General features: G+C 36.7%; 16 protein-coding genes. 5 read left to right on the forward strand and 11 right to left on the reverse strand.

What is annotated here, in order from left to right; translation table 11 throughout:
* Window positions 1–46: 46 nt before the first annotated feature.
* Window positions 47–961 (reverse strand): discoidin domain-containing protein, encoded by a 915-nt coding sequence (locus NQ163_RS08145; RefSeq protein ID WP_268189825.1) that lies wholly within the window; start codon window positions 959–961, stop codon window positions 47–49.
* Between the two features lie 558 nt (window positions 962–1,519).
* Here NQ163_RS08145 and NQ163_RS08150 point away from each other — a divergent pair.
* Genes NQ163_RS08150 through NQ163_RS08160 form a run of 3 tightly spaced genes read left to right on the forward strand, consistent with a single transcriptional unit; the run spans window position 1,520 to window position 8,335 of the window.
* The gene (locus tag NQ163_RS08150; protein WP_268189826.1) at window positions 1,520–5,599 is read left to right on the forward strand and encodes a hybrid sensor histidine kinase/response regulator transcription factor; all 4,080 of its coding nucleotides are present in this window, start codon (window positions 1,520–1,522) and stop codon (window positions 5,597–5,599) included.
* A gap of 2 nt (window positions 5,600–5,601) precedes the next feature.
* Window positions 5,602–6,996: a NapC/NirT family cytochrome c gene (locus NQ163_RS08155; protein WP_268189828.1), complete on the forward strand. Its 1,395-nt coding sequence runs from the start codon at window positions 5,602–5,604 to the stop codon at window positions 6,994–6,996.
* Window positions 6,989–8,335: a Gfo/Idh/MocA family protein gene (locus NQ163_RS08160; RefSeq protein ID WP_268189829.1), complete on the forward strand. Its 1,347-nt coding sequence runs from the start codon at window positions 6,989–6,991 to the stop codon at window positions 8,333–8,335. The genes NQ163_RS08155 and NQ163_RS08160 overlap by 8 nt, the downstream gene beginning before the upstream one ends.
* Window positions 8,336–8,725: 390 nt before the next feature.
* On the opposite strand, the gene NQ163_RS08165 is transcribed toward NQ163_RS08160, so the two are convergent.
* The 8 genes from NQ163_RS08165 to NQ163_RS08200 form a co-directional block, all read right to left on the reverse strand.
* Window positions 8,726–10,312, reverse strand: a complete 1,587-nt coding sequence (locus NQ163_RS08165) for a beta-N-acetylhexosaminidase (RefSeq protein WP_268189830.1) — start codon at window positions 10,310–10,312, stop codon at window positions 8,726–8,728.
* A gap of 35 nt (window positions 10,313–10,347) precedes the next feature.
* Window positions 10,348–11,310, reverse strand: coding sequence for an ROK family protein (locus tag NQ163_RS08170; RefSeq protein ID WP_268189831.1), 963 nt, complete (start codon window positions 11,308–11,310; stop codon window positions 10,348–10,350).
* A gap of 322 nt (window positions 11,311–11,632) precedes the next feature.
* On the reverse strand, window positions 11,633–13,960 hold the full coding sequence (locus tag NQ163_RS08175) for a glucosamine-6-phosphate isomerase (protein ID WP_268189833.1): 2,328 nt from the start codon (window positions 13,958–13,960) through the stop codon (window positions 11,633–11,635).
* 91 nt (window positions 13,961–14,051) lie between these two features.
* Window positions 14,052–15,155 (reverse strand): phosphotransferase enzyme family protein, encoded by a 1,104-nt coding sequence (locus NQ163_RS08180; protein WP_120240603.1) that lies wholly within the window; start codon window positions 15,153–15,155, stop codon window positions 14,052–14,054.
* A 46-nt stretch (window positions 15,156–15,201) separates the two neighbouring features.
* Complete coding sequence (gene gluP, locus NQ163_RS08185) at window positions 15,202–16,425, reverse strand: glucose/galactose MFS transporter (protein ID WP_211334503.1); 1,224 nt, start codon at window positions 16,423–16,425, stop codon at window positions 15,202–15,204.
* A gap of 103 nt (window positions 16,426–16,528) precedes the next feature.
* A complete protein-coding gene (locus NQ163_RS08190) occupies window positions 16,529–17,428 on the reverse strand; it encodes a nucleotidyltransferase family protein (protein ID WP_268189835.1) in 900 nt (299 codons plus the stop codon).
* Between the two features lie 221 nt (window positions 17,429–17,649).
* Entirely contained in the window at window positions 17,650–18,876 is a 1,227-nt protein-coding gene (locus NQ163_RS08195) for an ROK family protein (RefSeq protein WP_268189836.1), read from the reverse strand.
* Between the two features lie 434 nt (window positions 18,877–19,310).
* On the reverse strand, window positions 19,311–20,291 hold the full coding sequence (locus tag NQ163_RS08200; RefSeq protein ID WP_268189837.1) for a DUF4097 family beta strand repeat-containing protein: 981 nt from the start codon (window positions 20,289–20,291) through the stop codon (window positions 19,311–19,313).
* 163 nt (window positions 20,292–20,454) lie between these two features.
* Between NQ163_RS08200 and NQ163_RS08205 the strand changes: the two genes are divergently transcribed.
* Both NQ163_RS08205 and rlmN read left to right on the forward strand, forming a co-directional pair.
* A complete protein-coding gene (locus NQ163_RS08205) occupies window positions 20,455–21,126 on the forward strand; it encodes a ferredoxin--NADP reductase (RefSeq protein ID WP_268189838.1) in 672 nt (223 codons plus the stop codon).
* Window positions 21,127–21,144: 18 nt separating this feature from the next.
* The gene (gene rlmN / locus NQ163_RS08210; protein WP_268189839.1) at window positions 21,145–22,188 is read left to right on the forward strand and encodes a 23S rRNA (adenine(2503)-C(2))-methyltransferase RlmN; all 1,044 of its coding nucleotides are present in this window, start codon (window positions 21,145–21,147) and stop codon (window positions 22,186–22,188) included.
* 70 nt (window positions 22,189–22,258) lie between these two features.
* Here rlmN and NQ163_RS08215 read toward each other — a convergent pair whose 3' ends face one another.
* A complete protein-coding gene (locus tag NQ163_RS08215; RefSeq protein WP_268189840.1) occupies window positions 22,259–23,278 on the reverse strand; it encodes a LacI family DNA-binding transcriptional regulator in 1,020 nt (339 codons plus the stop codon).
* A 396-nt stretch (window positions 23,279–23,674) separates the two neighbouring features.
* On the reverse strand, window positions 23,675–25,066 hold the full coding sequence (locus NQ163_RS08220; RefSeq protein WP_268189841.1) for an aldehyde dehydrogenase family protein: 1,392 nt from the start codon (window positions 25,064–25,066) through the stop codon (window positions 23,675–23,677).
* Between the last annotated feature and the right edge of the window lie 119 nt (window positions 25,067–25,185).

The following is a 25,185-nucleotide window of genomic DNA, read 5'->3' on the forward strand; positions in this document are numbered from 1 at the left end:
AAACTATTATCCGTGTTGTTCTCACTTGTTCTAAATCAACTTCCTATTAATAAGGTAGCATTCCGTCTTCAAAAACTTTTAACACAGCCATACAAGTAGAGTTTTGGCCAGGTGTTTTTGTATCCAGAATTCGAATCCTAAAATATTTTGAAGAGTAATTCTTATCCAATGAAACTTTATTAATTTCAGGATTTAGCTTAACATCATCTAATCTTTCAGAAGACCAAACAGTGGTAAAATCAGTTCCATTTGTACTTGTTTGCACATCGAATTGTGCTGGATTATTACCTCTTGCATACTTGTCTCTTGTTGCAAACTCAAATCCTCCGATATTTTTAGCCTCAGTAAACGTAATTTGAATATGATGAGGAAGAGGTTCTACACCACTTGACCAAGCTGAATGCCAGTAAGTATCCAAACTGCCATCAACAAGAGATTCTTTAGGACCTTCTGATCCTTCCTGTGTATATGTTTCAATCATATCCACTGTAAGAGGATGATAAATTTTCCCAGCTTTAGAAGTGAAAGAAATAGTTTCTCCATAAGCGGTACCAGCTTCGTTAGATGCATAGGCTCTGGCTTTATAATCCGTTTTAATAGACAAGCCCTTTAGAGTAATTGAATAATCCCAATCTGCCTCTAAAATACCATCTTTGGTAAATTCACCAGCTGCTGTAAAATTGTCTTCTACAGTTGGCTCAGTATCTCCAGCAACCCAACAAATTCCCATAGCAAGAATTTTTGATCCTCCGTTTGATGTAACTATTCCGCTCACAACAGCATCCTCTCCTGTTATATCAGAAACTTCTCCTGTTTTTGTCTCAGGCAAACTTGCTGTTTCATCTTTGTCACAGCCAGTAAAAGCAATTGCAACCACCACAAATAATAAAAATGAAATCCGGTCGAGATTCACTTTTAAAAATTTCCGATAATTACTTCTTTCATGTTTTGTTGTTTTCATAAAATATTAGGTTTTTTGGTTATATAAATGGCTCTCGCCTATTTTATTTTTAAACGATTCAAGCCTTAATTTTTCTTTGATTAGTTAGTAATCGGATTATTCGTTCGCTTAATGTCTTTAGCTAATAATTATGCTTCCAACATTGAATCAACCCAAATTTGAAAAATGCTAACTTGATTCTTGGGTAAATATTCTGCGATAAGGTGGAGATTTTAAAAAGCTGGCTATTTGCTAATTTTTTTCATCCTTGACTTTAAGTAGTAATAGATAGAAAAGATTACTATTTAAAGGCCATACAGAAGCATTGGAGAAATCCTTAATCAAGAAACAGAAGGTTAATATTTCCCCTCGACAATGTTTTAGTAGATATTTTAAGCAATAGTGAGGGATTTTTCGGCATTTGCCTATTATTTAAGCATTTGAATTATCAAGGGTTTTATTTTTGATGTACATTGTAATACTTTTTTAAAGTCTGTAAAAAAAGTGTGTAATATAGTTTGACAGGCTTTACTAGGATACGTATTTTTGATAATTCCTGAAGAACGAGAAAGATTGACTATGTGCCGAATCAATAAATACAATTCTATTAGTTTAGTATTGGTGTTATTCCTAACATCCATCGCATCATTTGCTAACGAAACTACCAACTTTATTCATCTGCAAGCAAAGTACAATGGACAACAAACCAATGCCACCAATGTAGTTGAAGATTCAAAAGGCTATCTTTATATTGAATCATATGATGGCCTTTTAAAATATGATGGCTACGATTTCAAGCTGATTCCTCAATCTAAAATATTTAGTAAAAAAGCTCATTCAAGCTCTCTGTTTAAATTGTTAAAGCAGAAAAACCAGAACATTTGGGCCGTGTCTCGAAAGGGAGATATCTCAAAATTATTGCCATCAGGTAAATTTCAAGATTATGCTTCAACAGTGCATAATCCCAGCGAAGATTTTCAGTTGGAATCAACAAATATTGGAGATACAATTGTTTGGATGGGATCAAAAAATGGAATGGTGATTGGTCAATCCACCAGAACCAAAAAGGTAATCCAATTCAACATTCAATCCAACGAGAATATCACCTCCATTTCTCAGGATAACAGAAATAATGTGTGGTTTGGCACAAACAAAGGAAGAATATTTAAAGGCAATATTAAAACCAGAGATTTGCAGGAAATCAAAGGACCTTTTAACAATCCTTTTAATACCATTGTACTTAGTACCGATAACTACAATAACCTATGGATTGGTACGGAATTATATGGTTTCTTTCATTACGACACCAAGACGAAAAGATATGAAGACTACAAAGAAAAAGACCTGAAACTTAATTTTGTTCCTTCCAATATGATTATTCGTATTTTTAAGGATAGCAATGGCTTTATTTGGATGGGGACCGATGGTGGAGGACTTTATAAAATTAACCCAAAAAGCAAACAGGTTAAGCGCTATACACAGCAAAAAACCAACCCTTTCTCCTTACAAAGCAAAACGGTAATTGGAGTTGGTGAAACCAATAACAAAGACATTTGGGTGTTTACCAATTACGGCAATATAAATATCATTCCTACAGAATCGAATACGGTTGGTTATCATTGTGGTAGTGTAGATGGATCGCCAACCAGAATTTTATCGGTACTAAAAACCAAAGATGGTAATTTATGGTTAGGAACAGATGGAGAAGGCTTAAGTAAAATTAATACACAGGGAGACCCCACTTACCAATACATTGCAAATACGAATTCATCTCATGGAATTCCAGGAAACTACATCCAAGCCATTGCAGAAGATCAAAATGGTAATTTATGGATAGGAACTTATTTAAATGGTCTGGCTTTTTTTAATAAAAACACCAATCAATTTATCCGAATAAAAACTGCGAACCAATATGGTCAAGTTGGAACCGATGTTCGCTCCATTTACATCGATAAAAAAAATAGAGTTTGGATAGGTAGTAACATCGGAATCTTTGTTTTTAATGACAAACAAAAACAAATCGCTTATTTCCAGCATAACAACCAGGATTTACAAGGAAGTATTGCCGAATTCTTTATTGAAGACGAAACCGGACAATTCTGGATAGGAATGTTTAATGGTGGCATTTGTTTAATGGATGAGTCATCTAGTCTGCAAGACTCCAGATTCATTACTTATAAATTATCACCATCAAACAATATAGCTGAAAGCAGTGTATTCCATGGTATAGCCAATCAAAATGGATTCTTGTACCTGATTAATGGTTACTCCAAATTGGTGCAGTTCGATATACACAAAAAAGAAGTGGTTCCTCTTAAAGATTTCTCTTCTGATCAAATACATGGCTGCGTTGCAATTATCTCAAGCGACAAGCATAACATTTGGCTTTCTAAGAACAACGGAATTTCTCACCTTGATTTACAATCGAGCGAAGAATATTTTTACACCTGGAAAAATGGCATTATTAAAGGTAAATTCCTTACAGGAAGTGCTTTTCAAGATTCTGACGGAATCATTTACTTTGGGGGAATCGAGGGGGTCAACTACTTTAACCCCAACAGCATGCAGACGCAAAAAAAAGACCTAAATCTGTATATCAATCATATAGAGATTGTGAACCGACATGCTGATGAAATTATTCCTGAACAAGTTGCCAATGGAATAGAGCAAACCAAAACATTGCAACTTAATCACAATCAAACTTCATTCTCGTTTCAATTTTCGGTGATTAATGATCACCTTGGCCCTAACTATTCTTATACTTATCGTCTAAAGGGATTTAACGACAATTGGATCACCACAAGGGAAAACAGAGTAGCCACTTACACTAATATTCCTTATGGAGACTATACCTTTGAAGTAAAAGCCGGCACAAAACCCAACGACTGGAACATTGCTGCTAAATCAATCGATATTAAAATTCTTCCTCCTCTCTGGAAAAGGTGGTGGGCCTATACAATTTATGCTTTTCTTCTTTTTGTAATTAGTTTTTTCATTATCCGATACTACATTATGTGGGTAGGCCTAAAACAAAAGCTATTGTTGGAAGAGATTCAAAATGAAAAGAACAAGGAACTTTATGCAATGAAAATGAATTTCTTTGCAAAGATGTCGCACGAAATTCAAACCCCTTTAACTCTCATACTGTCTCCTATTGATAATATGATTGAGCGAGCAGAAGGAAATCTATTACTATCGCAACGTTTACAAGTGATTAAAAACAATGCAACCCGACTTTCCAGAATTGCAATGGAACTAATGACCATTCGAAACAAGGAAATGGGAAAACTAAAGATTCGTGCAAGTGAAAACAATGTGGTAAATCATTTGAATAAAGTTGCACTATCCTTTATGGAACAGGCCCGTTTTAAACAAATTGATTTAAGCCTGGAATGCGAATCAAAGAATATCATGCTATGGTACGATCATCAAAAACTGGAACACATTATTTATAATCTTCTGACCAATGCTTTTAAGTTCACACCACGCGATGGAAAAATCACACTAGCAATTAAAGAAGAAACGAATGCCAATAAAATATTCCTAAAAGTTATCGATACCGGCATTGGAATTCCACAGCATGATTTAGAGAATATTTTTAACCTGTTCTATCAATCAAAAGATGGAAAAAGAGTAGGAGGAACAGGAATTGGTTTGGCACTTACCAAAGAACTAATTCTTCTGCACAAAGGTGAGATAAAGGTTGAATCTGAAATTAACAAAGGAACCACATTTACCATAGCTTTGCCAATGGGAAAAGAACATTTCAGCAGTGATGAAATCATTATACAAGATATTGTAGAAACTAAAATTGAAAATACAAGCAGTATTCTTGCTACAAATACTGAGCATACCGAAACCATTACTGATGAGAACAAAAGGACATTGCTTATTGTTGAAGACAATTTTGAAATGTTAATGTTCTTAGAGGATAGTTTTAAAGCTCATTATAATGTAATTACTGCTCAAAATGGACAGGAGGCATTAGACAAGGCAACTACTCTTAAAATTGACATTATTCTTAGTGATGTAATGATGCCAATTATGGATGGTGTTACGCTTTGCAAACATTTAAAAGAAAAAAGAAGTACCCGACATATCCCAATTATTTTGCTTACAACTAAAAATGCAACCGCATCGAAATTGGAAGGATTACAATTTGGTGCCATAGAATACCTTAACAAGCCTTTTAATGTAAAAGAGCTTTTGCTTAAAGTGAATAACATTTTGGAAGCTCAACTAAGATTAATTGAGCAATACAGAGCCGAAATATTAACTGAAAGTAAGGAAATTGAAGTTAAATCACCTGATGAGAAATTTATAGAATCCGTAATCGTGGAAATGGAACGAAACTTCGATAATCCAGATTTTCGTCTTGAAGATTTGGCCGAACCCTTAAACATGAGTTACTCTAATATTTACAGGAAATTTCAGTCACTTACCGATAAAACTTTGGTTGACTTCATGCGAACTTTCCGATTAAAAAAGGCAATTCCTTTGCTTGTAAAACACAACTTTACCATTTCCGAAATTGCATTTCAGATTGGCTTTAACGATCCCAAATATTTTTCGAAGTGCTTTAAAAAAGAGTATGGTTTAACTCCAAAGCAATACAAGCAACAAAATAATTCAACAACCGACAATATCATTGAAAATTAGCAATGACCATATTAAAAAAACACAAATTCCCTTTATTTATTCTGGCAGTATTTCTTTTTGCGTTTGCATTTACGGCAAGTTTAAAAGGAATAGATCAGTACACATCAACCGATGAGTATTGTGTTTCCTGTCATGTTCATACCCATGCCGATAACAGTTGGAAACAAGCAAGTCATTACAATAACAAAAGCGGTGTAGTGGTGCACTGTGTTGACTGTCATCTTCCTCCAAAAGATCATATGAATTATTGGCCTCAGAAGATCAAAGCTGCATCTAAAGATTTGTATTCTTTTTACTTTACCGACCACTCAAAAATCGATTGGGAAGAAAAATCGAAAGTAAAACATGCCAAGAAATTCACTTACAATGAATCCTGTATCAACTGTCATGACAACTTGTTTCCTCTTCATCTTTCGAAAAAGGGTGATAAGGCGCATTTATATTACAAGAACAACAAAGACAAACTGGATTGTATCAACTGCCATTTAGATGTTGGACATGGTGGCGAAAAAATGCACAAAGCCAACAAAGCATTCTTGCAAAAAGATAAAATAGCAGAGGCATTTAAAGTGGCAACAATCATTACCAAGTTTGAAGATTTTACAGAACAAATCCCTGGTACAGATGTAGCATTTGAAATGATTGCCATTCCCAAATCAGACAGGATTGCGACTTTCTTTATGGGGAAAATTGAGGTATCGTGGAATGAGTACAAAACATTCCTTGAGGAAACAGAATCGGAAGGAAGGCTTACTGAAAGTAATGCAGATGTTGATGCCATTAGCGGTGCAACTCCTCCTTTTGGCGATCCATCGCAAGGCTGGGGAATGGGACAAAGGCCCGCCATTACCATGACATGGCATGCTGCTAACACCTATTGCAAATGGCTTTCGCAAAAAACCGGCAAAACTTATCGCTTGCCAACAAAACAAGAGTGGATTCATGCCTGCAAAGCCAATAGCAATGAAGATTTTTTCTTTGGAGGCAAGATAAAAGACTATAAGGAACGCAAGTTTCCTGTGAACCTATTCCGATCTCCCGATGAAAAAATCAATGAATATGTAATTTGGTCCGGGAACAGCAATGAGAAAACATCTTTGCCAAATCAGGTAAAACCTAACCCTTTTGGACTAGTCAACATGCTTGGCAACGTAAAAGAATTTTGTTCTGATGAGATCAATATCAATGGCAAAACAGAACATGTTATCATGGGTGGATCATTCAATAGCAAAGCAGAAGATCTACCATATAATAAAATCGATCACACACAGCATGAGGCCTGGATGATAACAGATCCACAAATTCCGAAAAGCATATGGTGGTATTCAGATTGTACCGATGTTGGATTCAGAGTAGTTTGTGAATTTCCTAATAAACAAAGCAAGAGTCATGAATAAATCATACGAACAAAGTCGCAGAAAATTTATCCGTAATGCAGCAGCTGCAGGTATAATTGGTGCTGTTGGTTTTAATAGTCTTTTCACCTCTTGCAATGGAGGCAAGCCAAGGGAGTATGATTTTCCTCCTATGCTACCAACAGCTCCTGACGGTCCGCTTTTAAAAGCCGGAGTGGTTGGTTGTGGATATCGTGGAACCGGCGCTGCCATTAATTTCTTAAATGCAGGTCCAAACCTGGAAATTGCAGCCTTGGCAGATGTTTTTCAGGATCGTGTTGATGCTTGCAGAAAGCAAATAAAAGAAAAGAAGGGTGTTGAAGTGTCGCCTGACCAATGCTTTGTTGGCATAAATTCTTTCGAAAAACTGATGGAATGTGATTTGGATATCGTGATTTTGGCAACTCCGCCTCACTTCAGGCCGCAACATTTCGAGGCTTGTGTTAAGGCACAAAAACATGTTTTCATGGAAAAGCCTATCGCCGTTGATCCGGTTGGCGTGCGATCGGTAATGGTTTCGGCAGAGAAAGCAAAAATGCTTGGATTATCGGTAATAACTGGTACCATAAAGCGTCATCAGCAAGACTATATCGAAACCTTTAAGCAGGTAAATAATGGTGCAATTGGAGAGATTGTATCGGCAAATAGTTACTACAATGTTGGGAAACTTTGGCATCGCAACCCAAGAGCTGATTGGTCAGAACTCGAAAATATGATTCGCAATTGGGTAAACTGGTGCTGGCTTTCGGGCGATCACATTGTAGAACAGCATGTTCACAACCTGGATACCGTAAATTGGTTTGTTGGCAAACATCCTGAAAAAGCCCTTGGTTTTGGAGCCCGCCATCAACGAATAACGGGCGATCAGTACGACATGTTTAGTGTGGATTTTGTTTACGATAAGGACATACATTATCACAGCATGTGCCGTCAAATTAACGATTGCTCCAATTCGGTTTCCGACAGAATTCAGGGCACCAAGGGATATACCAATTGCGAGAATAGCATTTTTGATTTAGATGGAAGCATTAAATGGACATTCGATTATCCAAAGAAAGGAACAGGCAAAAACATCAGCCGATTGCAAACCAATCCTTTCGATCAGGAGCATATCGATTTGGTAACTTCTATTCGAACCAACCAGGCAATTAACGAAGCATTTCAAATTGCAGAATCTACCCTAACAGGAATCATGGGTAGAATTTCGGCCTATACAGGCAAAGAGGTTACCTGGGATGAGATGATGAATTCTGATTTGTATTTGGGCCCAAAAACCTACACGATTGGCTCGGTAGATATCCCAAAAGAAGTTCCTAAACCGGGAAAGGCTCCTGCTATTTAACTCGAATTAGCAAAGGACATAAAAAACGTGCTTACGAAAATAAAAAACGTAAGCACGTTTTTTTTATTCTAAAATCACATCTAAATCCTAAACAAAATAGGTAACTCCCTTGAATTTGTAACTCACAAATTTAGAGTTCAGATTTTTTATCATACTAAACCTAAGAATTGAAAATTCTAAACTCCATAATCCCTGATTAAAAATCAGGGATAGCCTTACAAATATTAATGTAATCTTGCTCCTGTATATTTGTAATTCACTGTTTTTGAACTTTGGATTTTTAATCCAGGAATATTGAATAAATCACAGGCAGCAAGTTTTACACAAAAAAACCCAAAGGTCAGATTGAGCATCCTCACTTTGGGTTTAAAAATCATATTTTAAAACAAACTATTCTTTCATCTCCGCTTGTTTCTCTTCGGCCCAAGGCACCAATTTCGATTGATAGTAATTGATCTCCTGAAACTCGAATCTTGTTTTTTGTTTTCCCAATCGAACTTTGTATTCATCCCAGGAATTGTTTTGATCAGGTGACCAACCCAATTCAGCATAGCCCAATAAACGAGGGAAAGTTAGATATTCAATGTCATCCATCGTTTCGATGGTTTCGGCCCAAAGAGGAGCTTCTATACCGATAATATCCTCTTTATCGATTCCTTCCACATTTCCTTCTAAAGTCCAATTGTAAGCTTTATCCACCTCAAGGTATCCTGCCCAATGCAATCCTAGTGGCGAGATTGAGTCATACTGCATATCCATATACGCACGAGTTGCTGGCGACATTAGTATTTTAACGTCCTGTTCAACGGCTTTTAAAGCGTTCTTAGGCTTGGTTTGCCAGAATTGTGCAACAGCACTTTTATCAAGCTCAGCAGCGGCAATATCTGCCCAACCCATTACTTTTTTATTGTGAGCAAGTACAATCTTTTGTACTCTCTCGATAAACTTGATGTAATCTTTCTTCTTGGTTGCATGTGATTCATCACCTCCAATATGGATGTACTCACCAGGAGTTAAAGCAGCCAATTCACGAATTACATCATCAATAAATTTGTAAGTAATTTCTTTATTGGTTGCCAAAGTACTAAAACCAACACGAGTTCCGGTATATGCTTTGCGAGCCTTTCCGTCAGCATTTAGTTCTGCATACGAAGCCAAAGCAGCATTGGTATGTCCAGGCATGTCAATTTCAGGTACAATGGTAATAAATCGATCAGCTGCATACTGCACAATCTCTTTGTATTGCTCTTGCGTATAGAAACCACCTTCGCCTCCACCTACTTCTGTTTTTCCACCAATTTCGGTAAGCTTAGGCCATGATTTAATTTCCAATCTCCAGCCCTGATCATCTGTCAAATGCAGGTGTAAAACATTCATTTTATAAGCTGCCAGGTAATCGATGTATTGCTTCACTTCATCAACATCAAAAAAATGACGAACCACATCCAACATGGCACCACGATATCCATATTGTGGATAATCTTCGATGTTTCCGCTTGCAATTAACCAAGGGCCTTCTTGTTTCTTTTTAGATTCAATTTTAGCAGGCAACAATTGACGTATGGTCTGAATTCCTCTATACAATCCTTCTGCTTTATAGGCTTGTAAAGAAATTTTACGAGGATCAATTGTCAAATTGTATCCTTCTTTGCCTAGCTTTTCAAATTTGTCATCAAGCATTAAGGATATGCCTCGGCTGCCCAGTGGCGTTTTTAATTCTTTAATTTTGGGTTGAAATCCTGTTGCAGGTGCAATCAGTTCCACCAAATGATTTGCAATTTTCTTAGCTTCCTCATTTCCTGTTTGGATATGAATTTGAGTATGCTTGTTCCACTCAAAAGAGCTTCCTGTTGCTTCCAATTTTACAGGTTTCGGAATCAGATTTTCTTTCGCTAAATCCATTGGAACCGGCTCTTTACAAGATGTGAATACTAAAGCAATAAAAAGTACAAATAGTAAAGGTTTTAGTTTAGTCATCGTTGTGTATTTTGATTGTTTTTTGTTGATTCAAATCATGATACGATCTTCTCATCGTTCCAAATTAAGGCTGCCGCTCCCAATATTGCAGCATCATCGCCCAATTGAGAAGGCAACAACTTCACCTTGTCCTTGTATAGGAACAACATATTCTCATCCATAGCTTCTTTCACCGGATCGAATAGCAAGTCACCTGCCTTAGCAAGTCCTCCAAACAAGAAAATAGCCTCTGGAGCTGTTACTGATGCCACATTGGCCAAAGCTTCCCCAAGCATTTTTCCAGTGTATTTAAATGTTTCCAATGCTACAGAATCACCCTCACTAGCCGCTTCAGCAACCATTTTTGCATTCAGGTTATTAAAAGGAATATCACGCAAAGTACTTTCCCCTAAATGCTTTGCCAATAATTTGTATACAGATCTTTTTACACCTGTTGCTGATACGTAAGTTTCCAAACATCCTTTTCTACCACAAGCACAATCTCTACCTCCCGGGCGAACAATGATATGTCCTACTTCTCCAGCGAAACCTTCATATCCATATAGTAAATCGCCATTAACAACAATTCCACTACCTAATCCTGTTCCCAAAGTAATCACCATGAAATCAGACATATTTTTGGCGCCACCAAAAATTCTTTCTCCTAATGCAGCAGCATTGGCATCATTGGTAACTTTTACCGGAACATTTAATTTCTCATTTACCATTTTAGCAATTGGCAGTGTACCTTTCCATCTTAGGTTAGCAGCATTCTCGATTGTTCCGGTTCTATAACTACCATTCGGAGCCCCAATTCCAACACCAACAATACGCACTTCCGTTTCGGTATTCTCAAGCGAAGAGTTTATCTCCGCAATCAAATCCTCAATATAATCCTCAAAGTGCTCTTTTGTTTGGGTCGGAATATTTCCCTCAGCTATAGTATTCCCTTTAGAGTCAATACATCCAAATACTGTATTTGTCCCACCAATGTCGATTCCAATTGCTATTTCTGTCATTGTGTTATTTATATTTTCTTTCGGCCAATGGGCCAATTAATTATTCCAGGCAAAGAACTCCAAAAGTTGAAGGAATATGAAAGTCTGGCTGCTCTAAATTTGTTTCACCCAAGGAATCCACTTAAAACCTGCTTCAATATTTTCGTCTGGTAAATTTGTGCAAAATCCACGATACAATCCAGTTTCGATTCAATTTTCTTTTCCCCAAAAACATCTTTCAATGAATAAGAACCTATTAACCTAAGTTAGATATTGGCTCCTAATAAAAAAAAATGGACCGAAGGGCCTAAACCCTCCGATCCTATGGTATTTGTGTGTGGTACTAAAACGGATTTTCTTCTACAGCTTTTTCCAAATCTTTAGCCATCGTAACAAACTCCTCGGCGGTCATTTCTTTCATGTAAACCAATCCGTGAGTTGCTCTTACCAATGGGTGATCATTTTCGTAGAAGAAGTTTTTACCCAACAAGAGTTGAATTTGCTTTAATTGCTGTACCCAAACTTTTTGAGTCAGCTCATTAAACTTGCCATCGTACTCATAACTTGGGAATGATGCATTTACCTGACTCATGTAACATTCGGTAAATGAATTCTCCAATACATCAAGAGAGTTTAAGGATACTGGCACAATATAATCTGCATCTGCCGGATGATACTTGAACCAAACATTTCTGTATCCAATAATTCTTAATTTAGAAAGATCCTCTTCTTCTCCCCACTCCTTAACAGCTCCTGCAATTGCTTGCAATACTTTGTAGTGAGTATCAGGACCACTTCCTTCCGGATCCATAGCCAAACTGATGGTAGTTGGCTTGTATTTTCTAAATTCTTCCAAAACCGGAAGCATATCTCTGTTCTTTTCAGGAAGTTCAGTAAAAATATCTCCCTTATAGAAACCTAAACGCAAGTGGTGAACATTGTTTACCGGAACCCCGAAGTGTCCCCATACCAATTCTTCTTCGAACTCACGAACCATACCCTTCATTTTCTGAACTTCTGGTGAATTCTTTCCACCATCGTAAGAACTTTCCAGCTCGCCAATTACACTTGCAATTACTTTATTTAAATGGAACTTATCCTGTACTTTCCAAATTCCTACGATCGATCTGATCACACGGTGACACAAACCTCTACGTTTGCCATTCTCGTTACGCTCAGCAACTGAGTTCAAGAAGTGAGAAACGTCTTTGTCCCATTTCTTATCATATCCTACCTCAAAGAAATCAGGATATTCCAACATTTGAACTTCATCATTTGAAATAAAGTTCTGACACTCTTTTAAAACGCCAATGATAAATCCATTGGTAACTGCAGTAAAACCAGAAGTCAAAACCGAAAAGTGAATTTCGTTGCTAGCAGAACGTACCTGACGGTTAATGTAAGGCATAATACCTAATGCGATATCATCATGATGCGGACCTGTATGATAAACCACCTCATCATTATCAGCTTTCATTCCTTTTTCAAGCTTATTTTGGATTGCATCGATAACCAACTGTACCGTATCCTCACTTAAATTAGGTATTTGACTGGTATATGGATCAGCTTTTAAATCTTCAAGCGTTAGGTGATGTCCATATTTATTAAGTTTCTGACACAAATCGATTACTGCTTTCTCAGTTTTTGTTTGTGTCCACTCACCCTCTTTGTAGTATTGATTTACAGAATCGGCAAGCTTACATGCAGCTCCGGTTGTCAGGTAAAAACGACCATTTTTCTGACGTTGAAGTACAGAAGCAGGATAAACAGCATCAGGCTTACTTTCCAATGAACCTTTTACAATATCTGCCTTAGCTTCACCAGCTGCAAAAATAATTGAAACAGCATCTTTATCGTGAGTAATTGTATCCAAACCAATGGTAATCACCAATCGGTTTCTCGATACTTCGATTCCTCCCAAATCACCAGCAGCAACAGCTTGTGTTTCGAAGTTGGTTTTGGTTAATCGTGTAGTTGAATAGTGATCCGAACCACGCGTATTAAATGCAATGTGACCATCAGGACCAATTCCTCCCAGGAAGAAACCAATTCCACCTTTTTCACGAATCTTCTGCTCGTATTGTGTACACCAATTGTCAATCATGAAGATTGAATCTTGCTGCATTTTCTCTACTTCACTTGTTGCTTCACGGTAACGAAGCGACAAATCGATATTGTAATCCGGGAATACCTCAAGGAATGATTTATTATCAACCAAAGGAATTTCCTCTGAATTAATTAACAAAGCATTCTCTTCCTTCAATCCAAATCCTTCGATATAATATTTCATCACATAGTTGTAAAAACTATTGTGCTGACGAGGATCAATCGGGTAAAACTCATCGATTTGAACAAATTGTAATCCACTCAAATCAGGCTTAGCCATTTCGCCTAACCCGTATTGAGAACGAATTTCAATTCCTTTCTCATTGTCCCAGTTTTCCAACAAAAACTGCGTGTATTTGATAAAATATTCAGGAGTTTTACCCGTAGGCAAACTAATTACTCCATTAGGGTTTTGCTCCGCCCATTCTAAAAAGCGCAGCGAGGTCATCAATCCTAATTTTGGGAAATTATCAACCGTAACATATGGAATTTGGGCTGTCATTTCCTGCATTCCTGATAATTCATAGAATGCTTGCTCTACTCTTGATTCAAATCTTTTTTCCATTTCTCTCTAATAAATCTTTTTCGGCTGAATCTCCACCACACAAGGAGAAAACGGCTTGTTATCTATGAGTTAGCTATTATTACACACAATTTTAGGCAGACAATTCCTGACAATACTGATTCACCACCTGGTTCATCTCTTCAAACTGTTCTTCCATGCTTGTAAGCAACTTATACTGAGCATGAGTTCGAATTAGATTGTGTTCCGGTGATTTCACTTTGTAATAATTGTCTCCATCTATATAATCCATAAGGAATCTTAACACCTGTTCGTAAGTAATGTACTTGGCCGAGAAAGCAAGGTATTCCAACTCTTTTTCCGTTAGGAATGAAATTGTTTCTCCCAAATAACCTTTTGTATAAGCTGTGAAAATTTCCATATCCATGCTTACATTATCAAGGTTCTCATCATCCTCCAAACCAGTGTTTGTATATGATCTCATTGCATCACCATAATCATTCAATACTGTACTATTCAAAACAGTATCCAAATCGATAACGCATAAATCATTTCCATCCTGATCGAAAAGAATGTTGTTGATTTTAGTATCGTTGTGAGTTACACGGGTAGGAATGGTTCCATTTTCAACCAACTCCCAAAACTTCAACATCTCCTCACGACGCGACTCAACCCATTCAATTTCCTTCTGTAAATCTTTTTTTCTACCTACAGGATCATTCGCCAATACTTCATCCCATTGCTTAAAACGGAATCTGATATTGTGAAATCCTGGAAGAATATCAACCAAAGGTTCTTTCATATCGGCCAACATCGCCTGGAATTTTCCAATTCCTTTTCCTCCTGCAAATGCCAATTCTGGACTATCAGCAGCTTCATAGGTAATATTGTCCTTAATGAACATGCATATCGTCCAATAGTCATTATTCTCATCTGCAAAATAAGGAAGCCCTTCTTCAGTAACATTAATCGTCATAGCTTCGCGACTAGTATCTCCACCTGCAGCTTTAATTTTTGCTTTCAGATGAGCCGTTACTTTTTGAATATTCCCCATCATTCCGGGAACATCCTTAAAAATGTTGGTATTCTTTCTTTGTAGTATATAATTTGGTGATTCTTCTCCCTCTGTAGTAATCAGAAAAGTATCATTAATAAATCCTTCACCTAATGGCTTAATATCCTCGATCTTTCCTTCCAATACGAATTTCGAAGCAACATCAAACAATTTATCCTTCATAATTTATCTTTAAATGGTGTATTTTAATACAACACCTATTTTCAATTTATTTCGTTCTTACTTTATGTCCTTTTATCCCGTAGTATAAAATGTATAGGAAACATGGCACACAAATCCAATATGCATTTTGTCCTCCTACAGCATCTTTCACGAATCCATAAAGAGTAGGAATAATAGCACCACCAACAATTGCAATTACCATTAAAGATGATCCTGCTTTAGTAAACTTACCCAAGTCGGTCATAGCTAAAGGCCAAAGAGCAGGCCACATCAACGAACATCCCAATGCCATAAATACAATGAAGAAAATAGACCATTCTGCAGGAACTAACACAACCATTAGAGATCCAAACAAAGCAGCAATCGCACAAATTTTAAGTGCAGCAGCCTGACTAAGATATTTAGGGATAAAGATGATACCACAGATATAACCAATCACCATTCCTACCGGAGCAATCCACGCATAATATTCAGGATTTGCTAAACCCAAACTCTCTGCATAATCAACCAAGGTTCCAAGAGATACTGTTTCAACTCCTACATACAGGAACAAAGCAAATACTCCTAAAAGCAAGTGTGGAAACTGCCATACTGATGTTTTATTCGCAGCATATGGACATTCTTCAGCAGAATCTTCATCTTCTCCGGCAGCTTTAACCTCAGGAAGTTTAGCTACCAAGGCCAATACACCCAATAAAATGAAAATCGCAATAATGATATAGAAAGGAACATTAATATCGGTAAGAGCAACATCCTTTACTTCTTTACCAATTACCAATGCCAGGAATAAAGGAGCAATAGGCCAAGCCAATTTATTGGCAACCCCCATATAACTCATTCTTTTTGCAGCACTTTCCATTGGGCCCAAAATGGTGATGTACGGATTTACAGATGCCTGTAAGAAAGTATTTCCCATTCCACTAATAAATGAAGCTACCAAAAACAATGGAAGACTTTCCATTTGTGCAGATGGAATAAACAAATAGAATCCAAGAGCAAACATCAAAAACGACAATGCCATTGTTTTCTTATATCCGATTTTCCCAATTACCAATGATGCTGGATAACCAAATATTAAGAATGCAGAAAAAGTTGCTGCAATAACCAAATATGATTCTGCAGATGAGATTCCTAATGTTTTATTCAATAAAGGAACGATATAACTATTAATTCCTAAGGCAAAACCAATTGCAAAAAACATCACCCCAACCACAATCAGTGGGATCATGAATTTCTTTGTTCCAGAGTCTGTTGTTTGTGTACTCACCATAACAATAAATTTATTTTCAATTAATGATTTTCTATAATTTAGCGCTTATGGTTTCTCTCCAACTAGTTATATCTCACATCGCAGAAACCATGTACTTACAATACTATTCCCAAAGTTTTGAAGGATAAACACCTTTCTCAATCAACTTATTAATTGCATTCTGTGCCTTTTCCTTGTCTTCTTTATAAGTCACTCCAAACCATTGAGCATTCGACTTCAATACTTTAATCTGAGTATCTCCTTCTTCAATAATTTCAGCTACTACCGAAGGAATAAAGAATTCAGACTTCAACTGATCACCTTTCTCTTGAAGGAAAGTTTTAAACTGACTATCCAAATGATCGAAAAGCTTAGGAGTAAATCCCCAGAAATTCATAGATACAGTTGCATCTGCAGGAAGTGGATACCATTTCTCATCTTCCAGATAAGCAATATTTTCCGGTAGCTTCTCGATATGTGTTCTTTCTACTACAGTTTCCAAATGATCGTTTTCATTGGTAGCACAAACTCCTCTTGATACCGAACCATTCTCAGAAATTGTATTCGCCAATTGATAACCAACCATGCAGTTTTCCTGATCACTAATTGAATTTCTCAAGTAATCGGCAATGGTTTGAAAAGCTTCCACTCCATAATAATCATCGGCATTGATTACAGCAAAAGGTTCTTTAATACAATCCTTTGCCATTAAAATAGCATGCCCGGTTCCCCATGGCTTTTCTCTTTCAGGATTATAGCTTGCTCCTTCCGGAACTTTGAATAATTCCTGATTCACGTAATCCACATCAATCTTACCAGCTAGCTTTGCATTGAATAATTCCTTAAATTCTTTTTCGAAACTCTCGCGAATTACGAATACAATTTTTCCAAATCCTGCCTTTATTGCATCGTGAATAGAATAATCTATAATGGTCTCATTTGATGGTCCAATCGGATCCATCTGTTTCAATCCGCCATATCGACTTCCCATTCCTGCTGCTAATACTAATAATGTTGGTTTCATGAGTTTTTTCTTTTGTATCGATTATCACACGAAACTTCAAGTAATTTTAATTGGTAAGCTATCCGTATAGCTACTATTAAAACTTACAAGTTCGTTCCATCTGTATTTTTTATATTTATTCTTAAGTCATTGATAAAAAGAAATTGATTCCCGCAGAACACTACTACTACAATTGAATATTAAACCAAAGTTTAACCATGCGGGAATCAATAATTTCTCTATTAATCTAAACTTAAAACACTTCTCATCACATTTGCCATTGTTCCCATTAATGCTGAATCATCCAGCAAATCGGAACAAACCAATTCTGTTTCAGAACTAATTCTACTCATGGCATATTTATTCATCGACATGGTAACCGGATCAATCACAAACTTCCCGGCATGTGCAATTTTTCCTCCAATAATTACCATTTCCGGATTCAACAAGTGAATCAGAGTAACCAGTCCTTTTCCCAAATACTCACACATTTGGTTCAACTGATCTATTGCAAACTGATCTCCCTGCAATATGGCTTCCACCACAGCTCTTAGATCAATTTTTTTATTTTCTTTTTTGTAATTCGCTAAAAGTGTAGGCTGCCCCTTATCAACAGCTTCTCTGATATTTTTTACCAATATCTTTCCTGAAGTTAAAGTCTCAAGGCATCCAATTTTGCCACAATAACAAAGCTTGCCTTCCGGATCAATTAAAATATGACCAAACTCCCCTGCAAAACCGTTTTTACCAGAATGAAGTTCACCATTCAAAATCATTCCAAGACCAATACCATTACTTAAATTTAAGCACAGTACATTTTCCTTGTCAATTGCTTTACCAAACGCTTTCTCTCCCAAGGCCATAGTTCGGGCATCATTGTCTAGCAACACATTTATGCCTAGCCTATCTCCTAAAACACGAGCCAAACCATTTTCAGCTACCGAAAGATGTGTATGGCTTAATCCTTGCTTGGCATCAACCAAACCTGGAATTGAAATTCCCACAGCTAGAAATTTTTCTCTTGATATTCCCAATTGGGAAATCATTGACTCAATCTTATCTACCAAAGAATTTAAGTAATCTTCACTATTCTCCAGATCAAAATACTTTATCTCTTCCCTAAATATTTGTTTGTTCGATAAATCAAACACAGCCAAATTCAAAGTATGCAAATTGATATCTACACCAATTACATATTGATATTCGGAGTTTAGACAAAATAAATTTGGACGACGACCTCCTATTGATTCTCCAACACCTTTATCCAACAACATTCCATAGCTCATTAAATCATCTACCAATGATGCTACCAATGGTTGACTTATTTTAACAGCTTTAACAATTTCGGCAATTGATGCGGCACCATTATAATATAGGTGACGAACAATTTTACGATACTGTTCCTGTTTTCTTTTTACAGAATTAGCTACCCCTTGCAGGTTCTTTTCATATAGAAATTGTGGTCTCAAACGTTTTCCTTCTATTATTGATTTGTAATCTGAGGGTAAAATTACAATTTATTTTTACAAACAAACAACTCTTTTATAATTTTTTTTAAAAGTATTCATTTTTGATTCTAATACTCTCAAAAAATCCAGGGAAATAAACGATTAGGGATATAAAAAAGAAAAAGGGCCTTAAAAAGGACCCTTAATCAAAGAAAACCAATTAATTATGCTATTAAAACCAAAATCCCGGGACACCACTCCCAATTTTTGGGAAACCATTATAAATGATTTCGCATAGGTAATTACAAGCTGCGGGCCAAAAACCCCTTTACCCTGTATATGTGACACTTAAGAAAATATCTATTAAATTCCTCACAGCAAAAGTGTCCGATAGCATCACATCTAATGTTCGCAAACGAACAAAAAAAGAGGACTAATTGTCCTCTTTAAATACTTTAATAATAAGATTGATCTCCCGAGCTACTCTTTCCATGTATCCAAATCTCCCCATTTCTCAAATAAAGCTTCTTGTCTGCTTTTCTATTACCAGCTCTTAAATTTCCCGACGATGCCAACAAATCAAAACTCAATTGGTCAGGATCATTTCTTAACTTCAAATCAATATTACCTGAAGTAGTATAAAAGAATGCTTCTCCAACCAATAACAAATTATTCCCTTCAATATCGCCGGAACTAGCAGTTAAATGCAGGTACACTTTTGAGTTATCAATCTCCATACTACCTGAGCTCGATACATTCTTTAATCTTCCAATAAGATTATCAATTTCAATATCTCCCGAAGTAGTTCTCGAAGAAATATCTCCTTCAATGTATTTAAACTCCAAGTCTCCTGAAGAAGCCTGCGTTGAGATATTCCCAATTACCTCCTTAATTTCCTGGTCACCCGAAGTAGACTTCATGTCCAAATTACCGATGTGATTTTTTACGGAAATTTCACCAGAAGAAGTCTCCAATTCTAAATCGCCTTTTATATTTTGCATACCAATATCTCCCGAACTAGCATGTATGGAAGTGTATTTAGCAACAAGGCCTTCACAATAAACATCGCCCGATGAATTTTTTACCTGCACTTTAATATCAGCCGGAACCTTAAACTGCAATTTAGATTCAATTCTTCCACTAAATGAAAATGGTGAATCAATCCAAACCATCAGTTTATCTCCAGATACATCATATTTTATCTCAAACTTCTTATTTCTGAATGATGACCCTTTAATTTCACCATCGAACTTTACATCTCTCCTATCACTACCTATAATTTCGACATCACAAAAAGAACCTTTTACCTCAAGTTTATCAATACCATCGAACACCTTGTGTTCTTCTGCATATATGGTTTGTGAGAATAAATTCACCGAAGAAAGCAGGGCTAAACCCAATACCACCAATTGCATAAATCTAATTTTTGTTTTCATTTCTTATATATTTTTTAGGATGAATGCGTAAATTCAAATACTATATTATGACGCTTATGAAGCAAACTTAGTTACAGTCAATGGCTATGACTTGTAAAATCAATTTCACTATTTAGAATCTTTATAAATTAATTACTATATTTGCCCTCTCAAAATGTAACATATGAATTCAAATACAGATCAAAAGAACAAACTTCACACTACTAGTATTCTTGAAAACAATGAAATATCGCCAGGCGTTTATGTATTAAAATTCAAGAAAATTAAAGATTTTAAAGCAGGACAATACCTTGGTTTGACAACCGATTTAAGCGTAACTCCCAGGTTATACACCATTGCAAGTGGCATTCAGGATGATGAAGTAAACATCCTGTATAACCTGAAAGATGATGGATGGCTTACCCCAAGACTAAGTGAGATAAAACCTGGAACAGAACTATTTGTTACTGATCCCGATGGTGATTTTATTGATGACTCATCTCCTGCATGGTGGATTGCATCAGGAACAGGAATTGCCCCCTTTTCATCTATGTTCCGATCAGGATTAAAAGAAAACAAAACACTTATTCATGGTGGCAGACATTCTCATTCATTCTACTTTGAAAATGAATTCCTACCAGAAATGGGTGAAAATTATATTCGCTGTTGCTCACAAGAATCTGGTGATGGTTTGTATAGTGGAAGATTAACCCGATATTTGCAGGATATTCCAGAGCTCCCAAAAAAATGTAGATTCTTTTTATGTGGTAGCCCTGAAATGGTAGTTGAAGTTCGCGATTTGCTAATCAACCGAGGAGTTGAATACAATAAAATTGTGGCTGAGATCTACTTTTAATCTGATTAATACTGAAGAATGGGGAAAGAGATTCTATTAGGAAAAAGTTTGAATGAATTAACTCAAGTAGTTAAAGATTTGGGGCTGCCAAAGTTTACTGCCAAACAAATTGCCGATTGGTTGTACAAAAAAGATGTAACGGAAATCGATCAGATGACCAACTTATCTTTAAAGGCAAGAACTGCCTTAAAGGAAAAGTACGACTTTGGTACAACTGCATCAACCAAAGTACAAGAGTCGGTTGATGGCACAAAAAAATACCTTTACCCAACCAACCACGAGAATAAATTTATTGAAACGGCTTATATTCCGGATAACGACAGAAACACTTTATGTGTATCATCGCAGGTTGGATGTAAAATGGGATGTTTGTTTTGCATGACAGGTAAACAAGGATTCCAAGGACAATTGTCGAGTGGTGAAATCATTAATCAAATTCGAAGCCTACCAGAAAGAGAGAAGCTTACCAATATCGTATACATGGGCATGGGCGAACCTCTTGATAATGTTCCTGAAGTTCTAAAGTCTCTTGAAATATTAACATCGGATTACGGCATGGCGATGAGCCCAAGAAGAATTACCGTATCCACCATTGGTATCATTCCAGGAATGGTTGAGTTTCTGGATAATAGCGAATGTCATCTTGCAGTTAGTTTGCACTCTCCCTTCGACGATGAGAGAAAGAAATTAATGCCAGTACAAAATGTTTACCCCATTAAGGATGTACTAAAAATCATTAAGGAATTCGATTTTGGCAGACAAAGAAGAGTTTCATTCGAGTACATCATGTTCAAGGGGATTAACGATACTGCGCAACATGTAAAGGAACTTTGTAGAATTTTGGATGGTATCAAATGCCGAATCAACTTGATTCGCTTCCATCCTATTCCAAACACTCCTTTGGATGGATCCGATGATCAAACCATTGAATTTTTCAAAGATCAATTGAATAAAAAGGGAATTACAACTACAATTCGTAGATCAAGAGGTTTGGACATTTTCGCAGCCTGCGGTTTATTATCAACCAAAGAATTGGTAAAGCAACAAGAGAAAGATTTTTAAAACCTCAGAATATATAAAACAAAAAATCCTGCCAATTGGCAGGATTTTTTTTTATATCATTTACTGTATTTTATCTCTCACTGGATGTTCTTACCAACAAGTCAGCATGAACTACAACTTCTTTCACATCCTTAGCTCCTGGCTTATCTTCCATTTGGTCAAACAAAAGCTTTGCAGCCTCTCGCCCAACTTGCTTAGGATTTTGATCCATAGTCGACATAGATGGCTCCATATAACGTGAACGACGGCTATTTGAAAATCCTACAACAGCAACTTCTTCCGGAATCTTAAGACCCAATTCTTTTGCCGCAGTCATTGCTCCAATTGCCAATTCATCGTTAATTGCAAAGAAAGCATCTGGTCGGTTCGAACGCTTTAAAAGCTCCAATGAAGCATTCTTGGCATCTTCAACTGTAAAATCACATCTTGAAATCAAAGTTTCATCTATTTCCATGCCCTTCTCTTTCAAAGCCTTTTTGTAACCTCTCATACGGTTTCTACCAAAAAGCATATATTCGGGACCTGTTAAAAATGCAATTCTCTTGGCTCCCCCTTCAATAAGGTGAGTTACTGCTGCATGAGCTGCTGCAGCATCATCGGCCACAACTTTTGAAACCTCAAGTTCCTTTGATGTTCTATCGAAAAGCACCATCGGCACGCCCATATCCTGAATTTTATGAATATGATCGTATGTATTTGTCGCACGTGATAAAGAAAGGATAATTCCATCCATTCTCATATTTAGAAATCCGTTTACGTTCTTCTCTTCTTTTTCCATTTTTTCATTCGAAGAACTCACGAATACCTGGTATCCAAATTCGTCAGCAACCTGTTCAATTCCTTTTACAACCGATGCGTAAAAAGAACTTACAATCTGTGGCACAACAACCCCAATAGTATTCGACTTTTGAGTTTTTAAAGCAACAGCCAATGGATTTGGTTGGTACTTCAACTCTTTAGCCAATTTCTGAACAGCCTCTCTTGTTTGCAAACTGATTTCAGGATTGTTTTTTAAAGCTCGGGATACAGTTGAAACAGAAATGTTTAATTTTTCTGCAATGTCCTTAATGGTTACAGGTTTATTTGCCATAGTACAAATTTTAATCTTATTTCAATAAATCAGATAAGGTGTCATTAATATAATGACTTTTATCAGTTTATCCAATAACACACAAAGATAGTATAATTTAATTAGGAGATGTATTTGCTTACGCACTTTTTCACCCAATTTACCTAGGTGTTTTCACTCATTACTCAACATATAATGATGGATTAACACTAATTTAACCTTAGAATTCATTTTCTCCAAAACATACAATAATCTTAGTTCTCAGAGATTACTTTTAAATTATCAAACTCGGAATAGTACATGTTATGATGAAAGATACCATCATAATATTCTCCATAAACTATTACTAACTGGTAGGAAAATTGATTAACGCATTAAATCTTTAAATAATTTCAAAATGCGATTTAACCCACACTCCTAAATCTTACTTGATTTGATTACCATCAATTTTTCTCTTGTCATTTCGTGCATTGAATAAGGAATTCCACCAACCCCAATTCCTGAAGCATCTCTTCCTCCAAATGGCATCCAATCCACACGAAAAGCAGTATGATCATTAACGGTTACCGTTGCAGCATTGAACTGATTTACCGCATTCAAAGCTTTATCGATATCAGAGGTAAATACTGCCGACTGAAATGCCAATGGCAATGAATTCGACAAATCAATTGCCTCTTGCATGTCATTATAGCTGTAAACACAAATTACAGGTCCGAACACCTCCAATTTCGATACTTTAGAAGTTTGACAAGCATTCAGCAACACCGTTGGTTCATAGCAAGTATCGGAAATCTTATTCCCTCCGCATAACAATTTGGCTCCATCAGCTACTGCCTCTTTTACCCACTGGTCAACACGGTCAACCTCGTAAGTTTCGATTAGTGGTCCTACTTCTGTTTGAGGATCCAAAGGATCTCCCACTTTCAAGTTTTTAGCAATATTAACCAATTGATCGCAGAACTGATCTACAACTCTTTCCTGAACAAAAACGCGCTGTACCGACACACAAACCTGGCCTGCATGATAAAATCCACCTTTGGCCAAAGCTGGAATCGCCTCCTCCATATTGGCATCCGATTCTACAATAACAGGTGCCGATCCTCCATGCTCCAAGGCACATCGTGTTCCTGCAGCCAATTTCGAACGCAAGCTCCAACCCACCTCTGCAGAACCAATAAAAGACAGATAATTCACTCGCTCATCCTTCACCAAATTTTCTGCATTGTTTCTGTCGCAAACCACTACCTCGGCCCAATCAGCTGGCAAACCTGCTTCCTTCATCATGTTCACCAATTCGATTGCCGACATTGGTGTACTTGTGGCAGGTTTAATTAACACAGGACAACCTACTGCAAAAGCCGGAATTACCTGGTGAACCGCAAGATTCAACGGATGATTAAATGCACTAATACTCAAAACCACACCAATGGGTTCGCGCATGGTAAATCCCCAACGGTTTATCGATGCCGCAGTAGTTCCCATAGGGATCTGCTCACCTTTCATTTGCCCAATATGCTCTATTGCAAGCTGCACTCCATTTATAGCTCGCAAAATCTCAACCTTGCTATCCTGATATGGCTTACCTCCCTCGGCAGCGGCTATTTTGGTCAATTCCTCTACTCGCGTTTGCATAATGGCCTTGGTTTTCTCCAAAATCGCAATACGTTCATAAGGTTTTAACCATCTCGATTTATCCTGAAAAAGAGCGTATGCATTTGCTATTTTCTCTTCCACCTCTTGACTGTTGAGCAAAGGAATCTCCTTGATCAAACTGCCATCAAATGGTGAATTTACTTTTATTGTGTTCATAGTGTGTGTTTAAATTTTTGCCTACACAAAATACAAGTTTTTGTCCTGATTAAAGCTCATCATATCAATTTTTAAATGCTTTAATGCCATAAAATCGCTGTAGGAAAGCTTCAAAGCAC

Source organism: Marinifilum sp. D737 (assembly GCF_026672275.1).
GTDB lineage: Bacteria > Bacteroidota > Bacteroidia > Bacteroidales > Marinifilaceae > Marinifilum.